The organism is Streptomyces sp. NPDC004031 (assembly GCF_053604375.1).
Window position 1 is genome coordinate 46426 of record NZ_JBSGHL010000013.1, and the last position, 16949, is coordinate 63374.

General features: G+C 72.8%; 18 protein-coding genes and 1 tRNA gene. 13 read left to right on the forward strand and 6 right to left on the reverse strand.

The genetic code is table 11. From position 1 onward, the window contains the following. The first annotated feature begins 14 nt into the window (after positions 1-14). From ACWERV_RS10845 to ACWERV_RS10855, 3 genes are all read left to right on the forward strand, one after another. Positions 15-917 carry a LysR family transcriptional regulator gene (locus tag ACWERV_RS10845; protein ID WP_452931355.1) on the forward strand — a complete coding sequence of 301 codons (903 nt, stop codon included), beginning with the start codon at positions 15-17 and terminating at the stop codon, positions 915-917. A 91-nt stretch (positions 918-1008) separates the two neighbouring features. Next, positions 1009-1305, forward strand: coding sequence for a type II toxin-antitoxin system VapB family antitoxin (locus tag ACWERV_RS10850; RefSeq protein ID WP_398175350.1), 297 nt, complete (start codon positions 1009-1011; stop codon positions 1303-1305). Between the two features lie 21 nt (positions 1306-1326). Continuing rightward, positions 1327-2010, forward strand: coding sequence for a LytR C-terminal domain-containing protein (locus ACWERV_RS10855; protein ID WP_452931357.1), 684 nt, complete (start codon positions 1327-1329; stop codon positions 2008-2010). A gap of 378 nt (positions 2011-2388) precedes the next feature. On the opposite strand, the gene upp is transcribed toward ACWERV_RS10855, so the two are convergent. Continuing rightward, positions 2389-3024 carry a uracil phosphoribosyltransferase gene (gene upp / locus ACWERV_RS10860; RefSeq protein ID WP_398175346.1) on the reverse strand — a complete coding sequence of 212 codons (636 nt, stop codon included), beginning with the start codon at positions 3022-3024 and terminating at the stop codon, positions 2389-2391. 156 nt (positions 3025-3180) lie between these two features. Here upp and ACWERV_RS10865 point away from each other — a divergent pair, with 156 nt between their 5' ends. The 8 genes from ACWERV_RS10865 to ACWERV_RS10900 all read left to right on the forward strand — a co-directional run bounded on the left by ACWERV_RS10865 (position 3181) and on the right by ACWERV_RS10900 (position 7680). Continuing rightward, entirely contained in the window at positions 3181-3366 is a 186-nt protein-coding gene (locus ACWERV_RS10865; protein ID WP_398175344.1) for a hypothetical protein, read from the forward strand. A gap of 279 nt (positions 3367-3645) precedes the next feature. Next, positions 3646-4188: a tRNA adenosine deaminase-associated protein gene (locus ACWERV_RS10870; protein ID WP_398175342.1), complete on the forward strand. Its 543-nt coding sequence runs from the start codon at positions 3646-3648 to the stop codon at positions 4186-4188. Between the two features lie 155 nt (positions 4189-4343). Beyond that, positions 4344-4790 (forward strand): nucleoside deaminase, encoded by a 447-nt coding sequence (locus ACWERV_RS10875; protein ID WP_452931562.1) that lies wholly within the window; start codon positions 4344-4346, stop codon positions 4788-4790. A 41-nt stretch (positions 4791-4831) separates the two neighbouring features. Then, positions 4832-4918, forward strand: a tRNA-Ser gene (locus ACWERV_RS10880). Between the two features lie 208 nt (positions 4919-5126). After that, on the forward strand, positions 5127-5291 hold the full coding sequence (locus ACWERV_RS10885) for a hypothetical protein (protein ID WP_398175340.1): 165 nt from the start codon (positions 5127-5129) through the stop codon (positions 5289-5291). Between the two features lie 19 nt (positions 5292-5310). Next, positions 5311-5604 carry a Dabb family protein gene (locus ACWERV_RS10890; RefSeq protein WP_398175338.1) on the forward strand — a complete coding sequence of 98 codons (294 nt, stop codon included), beginning with the start codon at positions 5311-5313 and terminating at the stop codon, positions 5602-5604. 180 nt (positions 5605-5784) lie between these two features. Beyond that, the gene (locus ACWERV_RS10895) at positions 5785-6666 is read left to right on the forward strand and encodes an RNA polymerase sigma factor SigF (protein WP_452931360.1); all 882 of its coding nucleotides are present in this window, start codon (positions 5785-5787) and stop codon (positions 6664-6666) included. 174 nt (positions 6667-6840) lie between these two features. Further along, positions 6841-7680, forward strand: coding sequence for an RNA polymerase sigma factor SigF (locus ACWERV_RS10900; protein WP_031512534.1), 840 nt, complete (start codon positions 6841-6843; stop codon positions 7678-7680). Between the two features lie 57 nt (positions 7681-7737). On the opposite strand, the gene ACWERV_RS10905 is transcribed toward ACWERV_RS10900, so the two are convergent. Continuing rightward, positions 7738-7935 (reverse strand): hypothetical protein, encoded by a 198-nt coding sequence (locus ACWERV_RS10905; protein ID WP_398175334.1) that lies wholly within the window; start codon positions 7933-7935, stop codon positions 7738-7740. Between the two features lie 160 nt (positions 7936-8095). Between ACWERV_RS10905 and ACWERV_RS10910 the strand changes: the two genes are divergently transcribed. After that, positions 8096-9706, forward strand: a complete 1611-nt coding sequence (locus ACWERV_RS10910; protein WP_452931364.1) for an MDR family MFS transporter — start codon at positions 8096-8098, stop codon at positions 9704-9706. A 196-nt stretch (positions 9707-9902) separates the two neighbouring features. Beyond that, positions 9903-10364: a PPOX class F420-dependent oxidoreductase gene (locus tag ACWERV_RS10915; protein ID WP_452931366.1), complete on the forward strand. Its 462-nt coding sequence runs from the start codon at positions 9903-9905 to the stop codon at positions 10362-10364. A gap of 36 nt (positions 10365-10400) precedes the next feature. Here the strand turns inward: ACWERV_RS10915 and ACWERV_RS10920 are convergent, their stop codons facing one another. The 4 genes from ACWERV_RS10920 to ACWERV_RS10935 all read right to left on the reverse strand — a co-directional run bounded on the left by ACWERV_RS10920 (position 10401) and on the right by ACWERV_RS10935 (position 16636). Then, positions 10401-12581 (reverse strand): glycosyltransferase family 39 protein, encoded by a 2181-nt coding sequence (locus ACWERV_RS10920; protein ID WP_452931369.1) that lies wholly within the window; start codon positions 12579-12581, stop codon positions 10401-10403. Then, complete coding sequence (locus tag ACWERV_RS10925) at positions 12578-13996, reverse strand: glycosyltransferase (protein ID WP_452931370.1); 1419 nt, start codon at positions 13994-13996, stop codon at positions 12578-12580. The genes ACWERV_RS10920 and ACWERV_RS10925 overlap by 4 nt, the downstream gene beginning before the upstream one ends. Positions 13997-14021: 25 nt before the next feature. After that, positions 14022-15650 (reverse strand): HAMP domain-containing sensor histidine kinase, encoded by a 1629-nt coding sequence (locus tag ACWERV_RS10930; RefSeq protein ID WP_452931564.1) that lies wholly within the window; start codon positions 15648-15650, stop codon positions 14022-14024. 143 nt (positions 15651-15793) lie between these two features. Beyond that, positions 15794-16636 (reverse strand): response regulator transcription factor, encoded by an 843-nt coding sequence (locus tag ACWERV_RS10935; protein ID WP_452931373.1) that lies wholly within the window; start codon positions 16634-16636, stop codon positions 15794-15796. Between the last annotated feature and the right edge of the window lie 313 nt (positions 16637-16949).

Below are 16949 nucleotides of genomic sequence, written 5' to 3' on the forward strand. Positions count from 1 at the left end.
AGGGGGCGGAGCCGATGGAGCTGCGGCAGTTGAGGAGCTTCGAGGCCGTCGTGCGGGCCGGGAGTGTCACCGAGGCGGCCGTGCTGCTGGGGATGGCGCCCTCGTCCGTGTCGCAGGCCGTGCGGACGCTGGAGGGGGACCTCGGGGTGCGGCTCTTCGAGCGGGGGGCGCGGGGGATGCGGACCACCGCGGCGGGGGCCGAGCTGGTGGGGTGGGCCCGGCGGCTGCTGGAGCAGGCGGAACGGGCCCGGCACGAGGTCGTCGCCGCGGACGCCGCCGCCCGGCAGACCGCGGTCGTCCGGCTGGGGGCGCTGGAGTCCATCGCCGCCGAGCTGGTGCCCGGGATCCTGGAGCGGCTCGCCGCCCGCCGCCCCGGCCTCGCCGTGGAGGTGCGCGCCGAGGCCTCGCGGGACGCGCTGCTCGCCGCCGTACGCACCGGGGAGCTGGACGCCGCGCTGCTGCTCGACACCGGGCAGGCCCTCGGCGACCTCGGCTTCGCGGTGCCGCCCGGCCCCGAGCTGGACTTCCTCGACCTCGACCCCGTCCCGCTGGTCCTGGTCGCCGCCCCCGGCCACCCGCTGGCCACCGCGCCGGGCCTCGCACCGGCCGACCTCGACGGCGGGCGGCTCCTGGTCAACAACGCCTCCACCTGCTCCTTCGCCCTCGCCGGGGCCCGCATCTTCGGGCCCGGCGTCGAGCGGGTGCAGGCCGGGAGCGTCGCCGTCATGCGGGCCTGGGCCCGGCAGGGGGTGGGCGTCGCGCTGCTGCCCGCCTTCGCGGTCACCGCCGACCTGGCCGCCGGCACCCTCACCACCCTCCCGCTGCCGCTCCCCGCGCTGCGGCTCCGCCTCGTCTGGCCGCCCTCCGCCGACACCCGTCCGGCGACCCGCGCGCTGCTGTACGCCGCGACGGCCTAACGCCCGCCCGGTATGTGCACCCCAGGGCTTGACACAGGGCAGGAAGCCCAGGGTGCTGCGCCCGCACAAGCCGGACCGGTAGGCTTTCCGTGTGATCTTCAAGCGCATCGGAAGCTCTCGGCCGTACCCGGACCACGGCCGGGTGAGTACGCGTGACTGGGCGGACGTCGCACCCCGACCTGTGCGGCTGGACCAGTTGGTGACGACCAAGGGCCAGCTCGACCTGGAGACGCTCCTCGCCGAGGACTCCACCTTCTATGGCGACCTGTTCGCACATGTCGTCAAATGGCAGGGTGATCTCTATCTCGAAGACGGCCTCCACCGAGCCGTACGCGCCGCTCTCCAGCAGCGTCAAGTGCTGCATGCCCGGGTCCTGGAGATGGACTGACAATCCGCTTACGCTGCGCTCATGAGCATGCTGACGCCCTCCGGGATGGGCGGTAAATACCGAATCACCGGGGACCAGTATCCGCGGATGCGGCGGCCCAAGCGGCGCGGCCGCATCGTGGCCGTGGTCATCGCGTCGGTCGTCGTGCTGGGCCTGCTCGGCTACGGCGCGCTCCAGCTCTTCGACGTCTTCAAGGGCGACGACGGCGACACCAAGGCGAACGCGGCCCCGCAGAGCCACCCGTGCACCGCGAGCCCCGCGCCCGTACTCAAGCCCATGGTGCTGCCGCAGCCGGCCGCCGTGACGATGAACGTCTACAACGCCACCACACGGGGCGGCCTGGCCAAGACCACCGCCGACGAGTTCGCCAAGCGCGGCTTCAAGGTCAAGTCGTTCGGGAACGCCTCGGCGCCGTACGACAAGAAGGTCACCCAGACGGCGCTCATCGTCGCCGGTCCGGCGGCGGAGGCGGCGGCCCGCGAGGCGGGCACGCAGATCGCCGGCTCGTCCGTGAAGATCGATCCGGCGCGCAAGGACAAGAACATCGACGTCATGATCGGCAACGCGTACACCGCGATGGCGAGCCCGGCGGATGCGGCCAAGGCCCGCGTGGTGGCGGCGAACCCCCCGCCGCCGGGCACCGCGTGCGGTGCTTCCGCCTCGGCCTCTCCCGCACCGAAGCGGTCGGCCGGCGCCGGGCACTAAGCCTCTCGCGCTGCCGCGCGGGGTGAGCGCCCTTGGCCCCGGCTGCGCTGCCGGGCGAGCGTTTTCAGCGCACGGCTGCGCTGCCGGGCACGCGTTTTTAGGGCACAGCTGCGTTGCCGGGCGAGCGTTTTTAGGGGCGCGGGGAACTGCGCGACAAGCCCCCACCGGGGCGCGGGTCGGATACCGACCCAAAGAGTCTCTTCGGTCCGATCCGGACCACCGGCCGGTGGTGGGTTGCTCGCGCAGTTCCCCGCGCCCCTGAAAAACGGGTGCCCGGCGCGGCACGCGCGGCCTGAAAAACGGGAACCCCGCAGCCCAGCCGCAGGCTGAGAAACGGGTGCTCCGCGGGGCAAGTGCGGCCCCTGAAAGCCCCAGCGGCTAGCTGACCGCGCCGTAGAGGCGGTCACCCGCATCGCCGAGGCCGGGAACGATGAAGCCCTGGTCGTTGAGGTGGTCGTCGACCGCGGCGGTCACCACCGTGACGGGCTTGCCCGCAAGCGCGGCCTCCATCGTCTCGACGCCCTCGGGGGCGGCCAGCAGGCACAGCGCGGTGACGTCGTCGGCGCCCATCTCGATGAGCAGGTTGATCGCGGCGACGAGGGTGCCGCCCGTGGCGAGCATGGGGTCCACGACGTAGACCTGGCGGCCGGAGAGGGATTCGGGCATGCGGGTGGCGTAGGTCTTGGCCTCCAGCGTGTGCTCGTCGCGCACCATGCCGAGGAAGCCGACCTCGGCGGTCGGCAGCAGCCGCATCATGCCGTCGAGCATGCCGAGCCCGGCGCGCAGGATGGGCACGACCATGGGGCGCGGGTGGGACAGCCGCACCCCGGTGGTGGCGGCGACGGGCGTACGGATGTCGACCTGCTCGGTCCGGACGTCGCGCGTCGCCTCGTAGGCGAGCAGGGTGACCAGCTCGTCGGCGAGCCGCCGGAAGGTCGGGGAGTCGGTGCGCTCGTCGCGCAGGGTGGTGAGCTTGTGCGCGACCAGCGGGTGGTCGACAACGTGGAGACGCATGAGGACGACTGTAACCGCAGCTCCCCGGGGTCCTGCCAGCCCCGCTTCACCCCCGGCTCCTGCGCCGCCGGTGGGGTAAACCGCCCGAACGGGGGAAAGTGGGTCTGTACACCCGGGCGCGTCACCCGGGTGAAGCGACCCAGGGACGGTGGCGCCATGGCGGACCGGAACGGCGACGGGACCGGGAGCGAGGCCGGGGGCGAGCAGGAGCGGCGCCGCAAGCGCGCCTCCTTCCTGCGGGAACTGGACGAGGCGCGCGAGCTGCGGGACCGGGTGCAGCCGCGCCGGGCGCGGGCGGCGCGGCTGCGGCAGCAGATGCGGATGCGCACGTTCCGGTGGTGAGGGCCCGGGACGGGTCCGCGGGTGTCCGCGGACGATCGCGGCGCGCGCGGAGTGTGACCGCTTGGTGGCGCTCGGGTGACCGCCGGACCCCCGCAATGGCGGTACGCGGCCCGGGAATCCCGCAGAAGTGACGAAGACCTGGCACGTCGCAGTGCCGAAGACCCTTCGCAACGCCCCGGTTTCTGCCACGATGCCGATGGGCGGGACCGTGGAATGCCGAGAGATGTCGGCGGCGGCCCCACCCGGTCCGGACGGCCTGAGACCTGTGGGAGAGTCACGGTGTACTTCGCCGCACTGCTCGCGCGCACCGAGGACGGTTGGCAAGCGAGCGAACCCGATCTCGACAATGTGGAAACCCTCGCCGACCTGAGCGATCTGGCCCGCGCGGCCGGCGACGAGGACGAAACGGTTCTGGTCTTCATCGAGCAGGAGGACGCCTGGTTCGGCGTCGTCCGCGTGGACGGTGAGGACGACCCGAGGATCTACGTGTCCGACGCGGCGGCAGCCGCCCGCAGCTCGTACGGGGAGATCCTGCTCACCGACGAGGTGCTGGGCCGCGACCCGGAGGACCTCGACGGGCTCGTCGACCTCGACGGCACCGAGGACGGCGACGGGGACGAGGACGAGGAGGGGTCCGTCGCGGGCCTCTCCGAGGACCACGTGCCCGCCGGCCCGCTCGGCGAGACCGATCTGCTGGCGGACCTCGGGATGAGCCGCAAGGAGCTGCTGGCACTCAGCGGCGACGGCGCGCTCACCGGCGAGGCGCTGGGTGAGATCGCCGAGGCCCTGGGCTGCGGCGAGGTTCTGGAGGCGGTCCGCTGACAGCACACCCACCGCACCCACCCGCACCCTCCTCCCCTCCACCGGGCCAGCCACCCGGGCAGCCACCGGTACAGCCACCCGGCCGGCCGCCGGGGGACGCCGCGGGGCCGCACGACGGCGTGCGCGACCCCGTACGCGACCCCTGGGCGGCCGCCATGCGGCTGGCCCTGGCGGAGGCGGAGCTGGCCCCGCTCACCGGCGACGTCCCGGTGGGCGCGGTCGTGCTGGCCGCGGACGGTACGACGGTGCTGGCGCGCGCCCGCAACGAGCGCGAGGCGACCGGTGACCCGACCGCGCACGCGGAGGTGCTGGCCGTGCGCCGGGCCGCCGCCGCGGTGGGCGAGTGGCGGCTGACCGGCTGCACGCTGCTGGTCACGCTGGAGCCGTGCGCGATGTGCGCGGGGGCCCTGGTGCAGTCCCGCGTCGACCGGGTCGTCTACGCGGCCGCCGACGCCAAGGCGGGCGCGGCGGGCTCGCTGTGGGACCTGCTGCGCGACCGGCGCCTCAACCACCGCCCCGAGGTGATCGCCGGCGTCCTGCCCGAGCCCGCCGCGGCCCTGCTGACCGCCTTCTTCCGCTCCGGCCGCCCGCTGGACCGCTAACGGATTTCTGCGCACGCCCGCCGTGGGCTAAGCTCTCTCTCGGTAGCGTGTCCGAGCGGCCTAAGGAGCACGCCTCGAAAGCGTGTGAGGGGGCAACTCCTCCGTGGGTTCAAATCCCACCGCTACCGCTTCCCGCGCGTACAGCGCGCAGCGATCGCCCGCAGACTCCCCGTGAGTCGGCGGGCGTTCGGCGTTTCCGGGGCCGGATCACCGGGCATGGCGTTCATCGGATCAAAGGTCCGGCGGACGCCTTCTTGCGCCATCTGACGGATAGACTCTGCGGATTGCACACTTGTGACCGTTGGTGCGGGGCTGCGGCTGGGGAGGGCAAGGCGCATGGCGCAGGCGAGGAAGATCGCCACGTACGTGCTGGTGATCTTCGTGCTCTACACGATCATCAACCAGCCCGCACGGGCGGCCGACCTGGTCCAAGTAGGCTTCGTCGGAATATCGAACGCGGCCAAGAGCATCGGGAAGTTCATGCACGACTTGGCCAACTGACGAGTCGAGCGAGGGTGGCATGATCCGGCATCTGGTCCTGTTCAAGCTCAACGAGGGCGTCTCGCGGGACGAGCCGCGGGTGGTGGCGGGCGCGCGGGCGTTCGCCGAGCTGGGCGCGCTGGTGCCCGAGGTCGCGTCGTGGGAGACCGGCTGGAACGTCTCCGACCGGCCCATCGCGTACGACTTCGCGATCAACTCCTCGGTCGCGGACACCGATGCGCTGCGCCGCTACATCGAACACCCGGCGCACCAGGCCGCGGTCGCGCCCTGGACGGAATTCGCCACCTGGGTGATTGCCGACTACGAGTTCTGACCCGTCGCCCCCGCGGCCGCCCCGGCCGCGGCGCGGAGCGGTCCCCGAGCCCCCTGCCGTCACGGTGGGGGGCTCCGCCGTGTCCGGCGGGCGGGGGCGGGGCCCCGGTCGTACAACACGGCACTATGCGGTGCTTGAACCCCCACACATGAATTGTGATGCTATGACCGCTTTTGCCGGATGAGTGACCCGAAGAACCGAAGAGGGGTGTGGGACGTGCCGGTGCCGGCCCGTACGGCGTCGACTGCGGCGACCGCGTCGACCTCCTATCCCCGCGGCAGGACACGCACCCCCAGCGCCGGCGCGGCGGACGCACGGGCCCTCACACAGGTGCTGTTCGAACAGATCCGCACACTTGAACCGGGCACGTCCGAACACGCCCGGGTGCGCGCGGCGCTCATCGAGGTCAACCTGCCGCTCGTGCGGTACGCGGCCGCGCGCTTCCGCAGCCGCAACGAGCCGATGGAGGACGTCGTCCAGGTCGGCACCATCGGGCTCATCAACGCGATCGACCGCTTCGACCCGGACCGCGGGGTGCAGTTCCCGACCTTCGCGATGCCGACCGTGGTGGGGGAGATCAAACGTTACTTCCGTGACAACGTGCGGACCGTGCACGTACCGCGCCGGCTGCACGAGCTGTGGGTGCAGGTCAGCGGTGCGATCGAGGATCTGACCGTGCTGCACGGCAGGTCGCCCACCACCGCCGAGATCGCCGAGCGGCTGGGGCTGTCGGAGGAGGAGGTGCTCGCGTGCCTGGAGGCCGGCCGGGCGTACCACGCGACGTCCCTGGAGGCCGCCCAGGAGGGCGACGGCGCCCCCGGGCTGCTGGACCGGCTCGGCTACGAGGACCCGGCCCTGTCGGGCGTCGAGCACCGCGATCTGGTGCGGCATCTGCTGGTGCAGCTCCCCGAGCGCGAGCGGCGGATCCTGCTGCTGCGCTACTTCGGCAACCTGACGCAGTCGCAGATCAGCGCTGAGCTGGGGGTTTCCCAGATGCACGTGTCCCGGCTGCTGTCGCGGAGCTTCGCGCGGCTGCGGTCCGCAAACCAGCTCGAACCCTAACCGAAGAGGATTAAGTCACCTGCACAGATATGTCGACATGGCGCTACAGCGTGTTGCCGACATGTGACATTCTGCGGATACCGCGTTTGTCGCGCGCGCTCAGCCGGTATTCCAGTGGAGGAACAACCGGAAGACGTCGCTCGCGACACCCGTCCGCGACCTCAAGGGGGTGGCATGTCCGTACAGGTGGGCAGTCCCAAGGTGCTCGACTCCGACGCAGCACCGCACGATGCTCTTCATCACGGCGAGGCCATCGACACCCGTACGCTGTCCCGCTCGCTCTTCCTGCGCCTCGCGGAAGTGCCGCAGGACAGCCCGGAACGCACCTACGTACGCGACACGCTCATCGAGCTGAACCTCCCGCTCGTGCGGTACGCGGCGGCGCGCTTCCGCAGCCGCAACGAGCCCATGGAGGACATCGTCCAGGTCGGCACCATCGGCCTGATCAAAGCCATCGACCGCTTCGACTGCGAGCGCGGGGTCGAGTTCCCGACCTTCGCGATGCCGACGATCGTCGGCGAGGTCAAGCGCTTCTTCCGCGACACCTCGTGGTCGGTACGGGTGCCGCGGCGGCTCCAGGAACTGCGCCTGGCGCTCACCAAGGCGAGCGACGAGCTCTCCCAGCGGCTGGACCGCTCCCCGACCGTGGGCGAGCTGGCGGCCTGCCTCGGCGTGTCCGAGGAGGACGTGGTGGACGGCCTCGCCGTCGGCAACGCCTACACGGCCAGCTCGCTGGACTCCCCGCCGCCCGAGGACGACGGCAGCGAGGGCTCGCTCGCCGACCGGCTCGGCTACGAGGACGCGGCACTCGAAGGCGTCGAGTACCGCGAGTCGCTCAAGCCGCTGCTGGCGCAACTGCCGCCGCGCGAGCGGCAGATCATCATGCTGCGGTTCTTCGCGAACATGACGCAGTCGCAGATCGGCGAGGAGGTGGGCATCTCGCAGATGCACGTCTCCCGGCTGCTGACGAGGACGCTGGCGCAGCTGCGCGAGGGCCTCACGGCCGAGGCGTGACGGGACGGAGTGGTCGGGCCCCTCTGCTGGAGTGCCGAGGCGACCGAGGACCGCGGGCTACTTCAGGGCGAGTACGACCACTCCGACGATGACGACCACCGCGACGACGATGCCGACGATCAGACCGACCCGGGGACGGGCCTGCGCCCGCTGCACCTCGACGGCCTGCGGCTGCTCGTCCACGAAGGCCCGGAACATCTGCGTGGAGCCGGCCGGGTCGTAGTTGTTCTCAGGGCTTTGCTGGCTACTCGACATGCCGCCTGACCCTAGCGTGTCGGCTCCGGCCGCCGCACCCCCCGCAGGCCCCCCATCTGCGCAATACGCGCACGTGGTGTGCGCCACAGCTCCCCCACAGCGTTTGTCCAATACAACCATTTCGTCGTATGGTTGCTTCAGGCAATTAAGTGGAGGCCTGATGGCGACCCCGTCGACACGGAGCAACAAGCAGCTCCCCGGCAACTCCGGTACGACCGGATCCTCAGCTCACACCGCCCCGCCGGGCTCCCCGGACGGGGCGGCCATGTCCCACCGGCAGATCATGGAGGCGCTCTCCGGCCTGCTGCTGGGGCTCTTCGTGGCGATCCTGTCGTCCACCATCGTCTCCAACGCGCTGCCGCGCATCCTCTCCGACATCGGCGGCGGCCAGAGCGCGTACACCTGGGTCGTCACCGCCTCACTGCTCGCCGTCACCGCCACGACGCCGATCTGGGGCAAGCTCTCCGACCTCTTCAGCAAGAAGCTGCTCATCCAGCTCTCGCTGGTGATCTACGTGCTCGGCTCGGTCGTGGCCGGCTTCTCCACCAGCCCCGGCATGCTCATCGGCTGCCGCCTCGTCCAGGGCATCGGCGCCGGCGGTCTGTCCGCGCTGACCCAGGTGATCCTCGCCGCGATGATCTCGCCGCGCGAGCGCGGCCGCTACAGCGGCTACCTCGGCGCGACCTTCGCCGTCGCCACCGTCGGCGGCCCGCTCATCGGCGGTGTCATCGTCGACTCGGCGCTCGGCTGGCGCTGGTGCTTCTACGTCGGCGTGCCCTTCGCGATCATCGCGCTGATCGTGCTGCAGAAGACGCTGCACCTGCCCGTCGTCAAGCGCCAGGTGAAGATCGACTGGACCGGCGCCTTCTTCATCACCGCGGCCGTGTCGCTGCTGATGATCTGGGTGTCGCTGGCCGGCCAGAACTACGCCTGGATGTCCTGGCAGACCTTCGTGATGGTGCCCGTCGCGATCCTGCTCGGCGCGCTCTTCGTCCACACCGAGTCGCGCGCCGCCGAGCCCATCGTGCCGCTGCGGCTCTTCCGCAACGCCACCATCACCCTCACCTCGCTGGCCAGCCTCTTCGTGGGCGTCGCGATGTTCGCCGGCACGGTCTTCCTGAGCCAGTACTTCCAGCTCGCCCGCGGTGAGACCCCGACCATGTCCGGCATCATGACCATCCCGCTGATCGCCGGCCTGTTCATCTCCTCCACGGTGACCGGCCAGATCATCACCCGCACCGGACGCTGGAAGATCTTCCTCGTCTCCGGCGGCCTGCTGCTCACCGCGGGCTCCGGCATGCTCGGCCTGATCCGCTACGACACCCCCTACTGGGAGGTCGGCGTCTACATGGCGCTGCTGGGCCTCGGCGTCGGCATGATGATGCAGAACCTGGTCCTCGCCGTGCAGAACCAGGTCACCACCGCGGACCTCGGCGCCGCCAGCTCCCTGGTGACCTTCTTCCGCTCCCTCGGCGGCGCCATCGGTGTCAGCGCGCTCGGCGCCGTCCTCGGCAACCGCGTCACGCACTTCGTGAGCGACGGCCTCGCCGCCATCCACGCCAAGCCCAGCTCCGGCGACAGCGGCGGCATCCCCGACGTCGCCCTGCTCCCCAAGCCGGTCCGCGGCGTCGTGGAGAGCGCCTACGGGCACGGCATCGGCGACGTCTTCCTCTACGCGGCGCCCTTCGCCCTGCTGTCCTTCCTGCTCGTCATCTTCGTCAAGGAGGTCGCGCTCAAGACCCGCAGCGGTCTGCAGAGCGTCGACGACTGAGCACCCAGGGCGCTCCGCGCCCGACCGATGAACCCCCGTCCACCCGTCCTGAGCCCGCAGCGGAGAGGTCCAGGCCACGGAGGTACGGGTGACGGGTCCCGGCGGCGGCCGAGGCAGGGGACGGCCGACGCCGCCCGCCGGGATCCCCGGCTCCCACGCCCGGCGGGCGTGGGAGCAGCGACGTAAGGTGCTGGGCATGGCCCCCAACATCGCCACCAACACCGCGGTCTCGCGGGAAGAGCTCCTCGACTTCGTACGCCCCCGGCACCGGGCGATTCTCCTCACCACCCGCGCGGACGGCCGCCCCCAGGGCTCCCCCCTCACGGCCGGTGTCGACGACTCCGGCCGCATCGTCGTCTCGACCTACCCCGAACGCGCCAAGACCCGCAACGTCCGGCGCGACCCCCGGGTGAGCGTCATCATCCTGTCCGACGAGTGGGACGGCCCCTGGGTCCAGGTGGACGGCACCGCCGAGGTCCTGGACGTGCCCGACTCCGTCGAGCCGCTCGTCGAGTACTTCCGCAACATCAGCGGGGAGCACCCCGACTGGGCGGAGTATCGCGAAGCGATGGTCCGCCAGGGCAAGTCCCTGATCCGCGTCACCCCGGAACGGTGGTCCCCCGTGGCCACGGGGGGCTTCCCGGCGCGGCTCGCGTAACGCTCGCGCCGGGTACGCCCCCGTGGGCGGGGCGCGCTACGACGTGAGGTCGTACACCGTCGTCGAGCCCACCGTCTTCGCGGTGAACGTGGACGCGACCCACGAAGCGATGTCGGACGCGGCGGCGGAGCCGCCCATGCTCCCGCCGCCCGTACCGCCCCCACCGATGAAGTAGTGGATGCGGCCCTCGGCGACGTACTTCTTGAACTGGGCCAGCGTCGGAGACGGGTCGCTGCCGTTGAAGCCGCCGATGGACATCACGGGCTTGCCGGTCGCGAGCTGGTAGCTCGCCTGGTTCTGCGAGCCGACCGCGGCGGCGACCCACGTGTAGTGGCCCGCGTTCGCCTTGAGCAGGGACGTCATCGCGGCGCTGACCTGCGTGCCGTTGAGCAGGCCGCCCATGCCGCCGCCCCCGGCTCCGCCCCCGCCGCCGCCGGGGAAGCCGCCCTCGCCCGCGCCCTGCGGGAGTCCGCCCTGGCCGCCGGGGAAGCCGTTCTGGCCGCCCGGGAAGCCCTGGCCCTGCTGACCCTGCTGGCCGCCGGGGAAGCCCTGGCCACCGTTCTGGCCGGTCCGGCCGCCGGGGAAGCCCTGCCCGCCGGTCTGCCCGCCGGGCCCACCCGGCATGCCGCCACGGCCGCCGCCACCGCCACCGCCCGGGAAGCCGCCGGAGGCGACCGCGGGGCCGGCGGTCACGATGGAGCCCTCGTGCGGGGTCGCCACCGTGTCGAGGGTGTACGCCACGGGTCCGCCGAGGACGGCGACGAGGCCGAGGACGGCCGCGGCGGCGGCCACGCCCGCGCTCCGCACGTACGGCAGCGCGACGAGCGCGACCGCGGCGAGGACGCCCGCACCCAGGACCGCGGCGCGCAGCCACGGGTGCCAGTCCGGGGAGCGGTCGAGCAGCACGTACGCGACCGCGCCCGTCCCGGCGACGACCGCGCCGAGGCCCGCCGCGGCGGGGAGCGCGTCGCGGCGCCGCCACAGCAGCGTGCCGCCCATCGCGCACACCGCGGCGATGTAGGGGGCCAGCGCGATGTTGTAGTACTGGTGGAAGATCCCGGACATGAAGCTGAACGTCACGAAGGTGACGAGCAGCGAACCGCCCCACAGCATCAGGTCCGTGCGGATCAGGTCGGTGCGGCGGGCGCGCCGGGTGAGCCACAGGCCCGCGAGCAGCAGTGCGAAGGCCGCGGGGAGCAGCCACGCGATCTGGCCGCCCATGTCGGAGCTGAAGAGCCGCCCGATACCGGTCTGGCCCCACATGCCGCCGCCGCCACCGCCCCCGCCGCCGGGTCCGCGGCCTCCGCCGCCCCCGCCGACGCTGCCGGTCTCGTTGCCGGTGATGCGGCCGAAGCCGTTGTAGCCGAAGGTCAGCGACAGGAAGCTGTTGTCCTGCGAGCCGCCGATGTAGGGGCGGGAGGACGCGGGCCACAGTTCGACGATCGCGACCCACCAGCCGCCCGCGACGACCATCGCGGCGCCCGCGGCGAGCAGTTGCAGCAGCCGGCGCGGCAGCCGCGCGGGCGCGCACACGGCGTAGACGAGGGTGAGCGCGGGCACGATCAGCCAGGCCTGGAGGGTCTTCGTGAGGAAGGCGAGCCCGAGCAGTCCGCCCGCGGCCAGCAGCCACCGGGTGCTCGCGTGCTCCAGCGCGCGCTGCACGCAGTAGATCGTGGCGACCATGAGCAGCGCGAGCAGCGCGTCGGGGTTGTTGAAGCGGAACATCAGCGCGGCGACCGGGGTGAGCGCCAGCAGCGCCCCGGCCAGCAGGCCCGCGCCCGCGCCGAACCGGCGGCGTACGGCGGCGTTCAGCAGCGCCACGGTGCCGACGCCCATGAGGGCCTCGGGCACCAGGATCTGCCACGAGCCGAGGCCGAAGAGCCGTACGGACAGCGCCATCGGCCACAGCGCGGCGGGCGGCTTGTCGACGGTGATGGCGTTCGCCGCGTCGGAGGAGCCGAAGAAGAAGGCCTTCCAGCTCTGGCTGCCGGCCTGGACGGCGGCGGAGTAGAAGGAGTTGGCGTAGCCGGAGGCGCCCAGGTCGTACAGGTAGAGCACGAGGGTGCCGAGCAGGAGCGCGAGCAGCGCGGGGCGGGCCCACGCCGGGTCGGCGGCCCGGCCGCGCCACATCCGGCGGGCCAGGCGCGCCGCGCGGTCCTGCGCGGTGGACGGTCGGGCGGCGGTCGGCGCGTGGGGGAAGCCGGTCGTCGCGGTCATCGCGGACTCCTCTCGGAGGGGTTCGGGGCCCCGCGGTCCGGCGCGTGAACGCCGTCCGCGATGCCGTAGGAGGTGGTGTCGGGCGCGGGGTCGTACGGGTGCGCTGCGGGTGTCGCGTCGTACGGGGTGGGTGCGGCGGCGGCCGCGGGGGCTGCCGGGTCGGGGAAGACCCAGGCGCGGAAGAGGAGGAAGCGCAGGACCGTCGCCGCGAGGTTGGCCGCGACGAGGACGGCGAGTTCGCTGCCGTGCGAGGGCGCGTCCGTCGCCGTGTGCAGCGCGGCGAGCGAACCGCTGGTCAGCGCGAGGCCGATCGCGAAGACGACGAGCCCCTGCGCCTGGTGCCGCATCGCGCGGTCGCGGCCGCGTACGCCGAAGGTGAGGCGGCGGTTGGCGGCGGTGTTGCCGAGCGCGGACAGCAGCAGGGCGAGCGCGTTGGCGCCCTGCGAGCCCGTGCCGAGCCGGAAGAGGGAGAAGAGCGCGAGGTAGACCAGGGTGCTGAGGACGCCGACGACGCAGAAGCCGACGAGCTGGCGGGCCAGTCCGACGGGCACGCCGGACAGGTCGCGGTCGCGCGGGTCGTCGCCGAAGGGGCGGCGCAGCCGGTCCAGGGCGAGGTGGCCGGTGGCCAGCGCGCGGCCGACGCGCCAGACGCCACGCAGGTCGTCGAGCGCGGTGCGGACGATGTCCACGCTGCTGTCGGGGTCGTCGACCCAGTCGACGGGCACCTCGTGGATGCGCAGGCCCGCGCGCTCGGCGAGGACGAGCATCTCGGTGTCGAAGAACCAGCCGGTGTCCTCGACCATCGGCAGCAGCCGCTGCGCGACGTCGCCGCGGATCGCCTTGAAGCCGCACTGGGCGTCGGAGAAGCGGGCGGCGAGCGAGCCGCGCAGGATCATGTTGTAGGCGCGGGAGATGAACTCCCGCTTGGCGCCGCGCACGACACGCGAGGAGCGGGCGAGGCGGGAGCCGATCGCGAGGTCGGAGTGCCCGGAGATGAGCGGGGCGACGAGCGGCAGCAGCGCGTTGAGGTCGGTGGACAGATCGACGTCCATGTACGCCAGCACGGGCGCGTCGGACGCGGTCCAGACGGTGCGCAGGGCGCGCCCGCGGCCCTTCTGCTCCAGCCGGAAGGACGTGACCTCGGGCAGCTGCGCGGCGAGTTCCGCGGCGACCAGCGGGGTCAGGTCGCTGCTGGCGTTGTCCGCGACGGTGATGCGGAAGGGGTACGGGAAGGTCTCCGACAGGTGGGCGTGCAGGCGGCGCACGCAGGGACCGAGGTCGTTCTCCTCGTTGTGGACCGGGATCACGACGTCCAGCACCGGGACGGCGGCCGCTCCGCTCACGCCCTCGGCGGGCGCCGCGTCCGCGACCGGCAGGTGCTGCCGGGGAGGCAGGTTGCCGAGTGTGGTTCGCATACCCCGAGGCTCGGCTCGGGCCCTGTCACGACGTTGTGCTGAGGCTGGGGGTGACCTGTGAGTGCGAAGAGGGCAGTGTGACACTGAAGACGGTCCGTCCGGGCACGCTCGCGAGGTCCACGCTGCCGCCGTGCGCGGCCACCACGGACTGCACGATCGCCAGGCCCAGGCCCGTACTGCCGCCGCTGCGCGGAGTGCGGGTGCGGGTGCGGGAGGCGTCGCCGCGGGCGAAGCGCTCGAAGACGACCGGCTGGAGCTCGGCCGGAACACCGGGCCCGTCGTCCTCGACCTGGAGGCGTACCCCGCCGCCGGGCAGCGGGGTGACGCGGGCGGTCACGGTGGTGCCCGGCGGGGTATGGGTGCGGGCGTTGGCCAGCAGGTTGGTGAGCACCTGGTGCAGCCGCTGCGGGTCGCCGTCGACCACGGCCGGGTCGTCAGGCAGGTCGAGCCGCCACAGATGCTCGCCGCCGGCGGCGCGGGCGTCGCTCACGGCGTCCACGACCAGCGGGGACAGGTCCGTCGGCACGGGGTCCAGCGGGCGCCCGGCGTCCAGCCGCGCGAGCAGCAGCAGATCCTCGACCAGGGTCGTCATCCGGGACGCCTCGGACTCGATACGGCCCAGCGCGTGCCGGGTGTCCGGGCCCACCGGCTCCCGGCCGCGCCGGGTCAGCTCCGCGTAGCCGCGGATCGAGGCGAGCGGGGTGCGCAGCTCGTGGCTGGCGTCGGCGACGAAGCGCCGCACACGGGTCTCGCTCGCCTGCCGCGCGTGCAGCGCGGACGCGACGTGCCCGAGCATGCGGTTGAGCGCCGCGCCGACCTGGCCGACCTCGGTACGCGGATCGGTGTCGGACTCCGGGACCCGCTCGTGCAGGGCGACCTCACCGCGGTCCAGCGGCAGCTCCGACACCCTTGTCGCGGTCGCGGCGACCCGGCGCAGCGGGTGCAGGGCGATCCGCATCAGCGCCGCGCCCGCCAGGCCCGCGGCGACCAGACCGGCCGCCGACACCGAGACCTCGACCCACATCAGGGTCGACAAGGTGTCCTCGGTGCCCTTGGTGGACAGCCCCACCAGCACCGTGCTGCCGTCCGTGCCGGGCTGCGCGGACTCCACCCGGTAGCCGCCGAGGCCGGGGACGTCGAGGGTGTGCGGGTCGCCGTCGCGCGGCACGTCGGCGAAGACCGCGGCCTGCGCGGACGTCAGCGGGGCAGCGATCAGGGCGCCGCCGGACGAGCCGGAGGTGTCCTCGGCGTCCGTCGCGCTCACCTGGGCCTGCGCGACCGCGCCGGACGAGGTCACGACCGCGCCGACCGTCTCGCGCGGCTGGCCGCCGCCGATGAGGAAGCCGAGCCGTACGGTGTCGGCGGCGCCGCCGGGGGTGCGGTCCCCGCGCGGGGCGTTACCGGTGTCGGCGCCGTTCGCGCCGTTCGCGCCGTTCGTGCCCGGGAGGGGGCCGCCGGGGCCGCCGTGCGGGCCGGACGCCCGGACGGCCAGGTCGTGCACCTTGCCGTCGAGCTGGCCGTACAGGAAGTCGTGCAGCGCGAAGATCGTGACCGCGCCGATCACCGTGCACACGACGGCGACGAGCGCCACGCACGACGCGACCAGCCGCCGCCGCAGCGACCACCGCGCACGGGGACGCGAGCGCGTCCAGATCCGCGGGCGTGGCCGCGGATGCGGCTGCGCCTGGGCTTGGGCCTGTGCCTGTGCCTGGGCCTGGACCTGTGCCTGTGCCTGGGCCTGGGCCTGGGCCTGGGCCTGGGCCGTACGGGTGCCGAACCTGCCGGGGCGCGGCAAGGTCACGCGGGCTCCCCTGGCTTGATCAGATAGCCCGCACCGCGCCGGGTGTGGATCATCGGCGCGCGCCCGACGTCGATCTTGCGCCGCAGGTAGGAGATGTAGAGCTCGACGACGTTCGCCTGCCCGCCGAAGTCGTACGACCACACGCGGTCGAGGATCTGCGCCTTGCTCAGCACCCGGCGCGGATTGCGCATCAGGTAACGCAGCAGCTCGAACTCCGTCGCCGTGAGGTGGATGTTGTCGCCGCCCCGGCTGACCTCATGGCTGTCCTCGTTGAGGACCAGGTCACCGACGGTCAGCAGCGACTCGTTGCGGACGGCCGCGGCGCCCGAACGGCGCAGCAGGCCGCGCAGCCGCGCGACGACCTCCTCCAGGCTGAACGGCTTCGTGACGTAGTCGTCGCCGCCCGCCGTCAGGCCCGCGATCCGGTCCTCGACGGCGTCCTTCGCCGTCAGGAAGAGCACCGGCACGTCCGGGGTCTCGCGGCGCAGCCGCGCAAGCACCTGCAAGCCGTCCATGTCCGGCAGCATCACGTCGAGCACGACCGCGTCGGGCCGGTCCTCGCGCGCGGCGCGCAGCGCACTCGCGCCGTCGCACTCGGTGCGCACCTTCCAGCCCTCGTAGCGCAGGGCCATCGACAGCAGATCGGCCAGCGGGGCCTCGTCGTCCACGACCAGGACCCGGACGGGAGAGCCGTCCGGCCGCGCGAGATCCGCGGCGGCGGCGGAGGGGCCGGCGGTGGTGGTGGCCGCGCTGTGGCTCACGGAGCTCCTGGCGGCGCGCAGCGCGCCACCACCGGCCGCGGCGCCGTGCGCGGCGGGAGCGGGGGGTGTCGTCGTCATGCGTTCAGCCTGTGGGGCGCCTATGAAAGCTGCCTTGGTCGAATCTGTGAATCCTCTGAGAATTCGCTGCGTTCTGTTGTGTGGGGGGCGCTCCGGGGTGGGTGGTTGCGGTCCGTCGCGCGACCTTGCGGTGGGTGGGGGGCTGGTCGCGCAGTTCTCCCCCAGAGCTTCGCCTGGGAGGTGCCCCCACGCGCCCCTTTGCGCGGCGCGCCGGTGGGTGGGTCGGGGGCCGCCACGGGGCACCTCCTCGGAATGCGCCTTCGCCCTCTTGAGGTGTTCGGGAGCTCCTCCCAGCGCATTCCTGCGGGGGCAC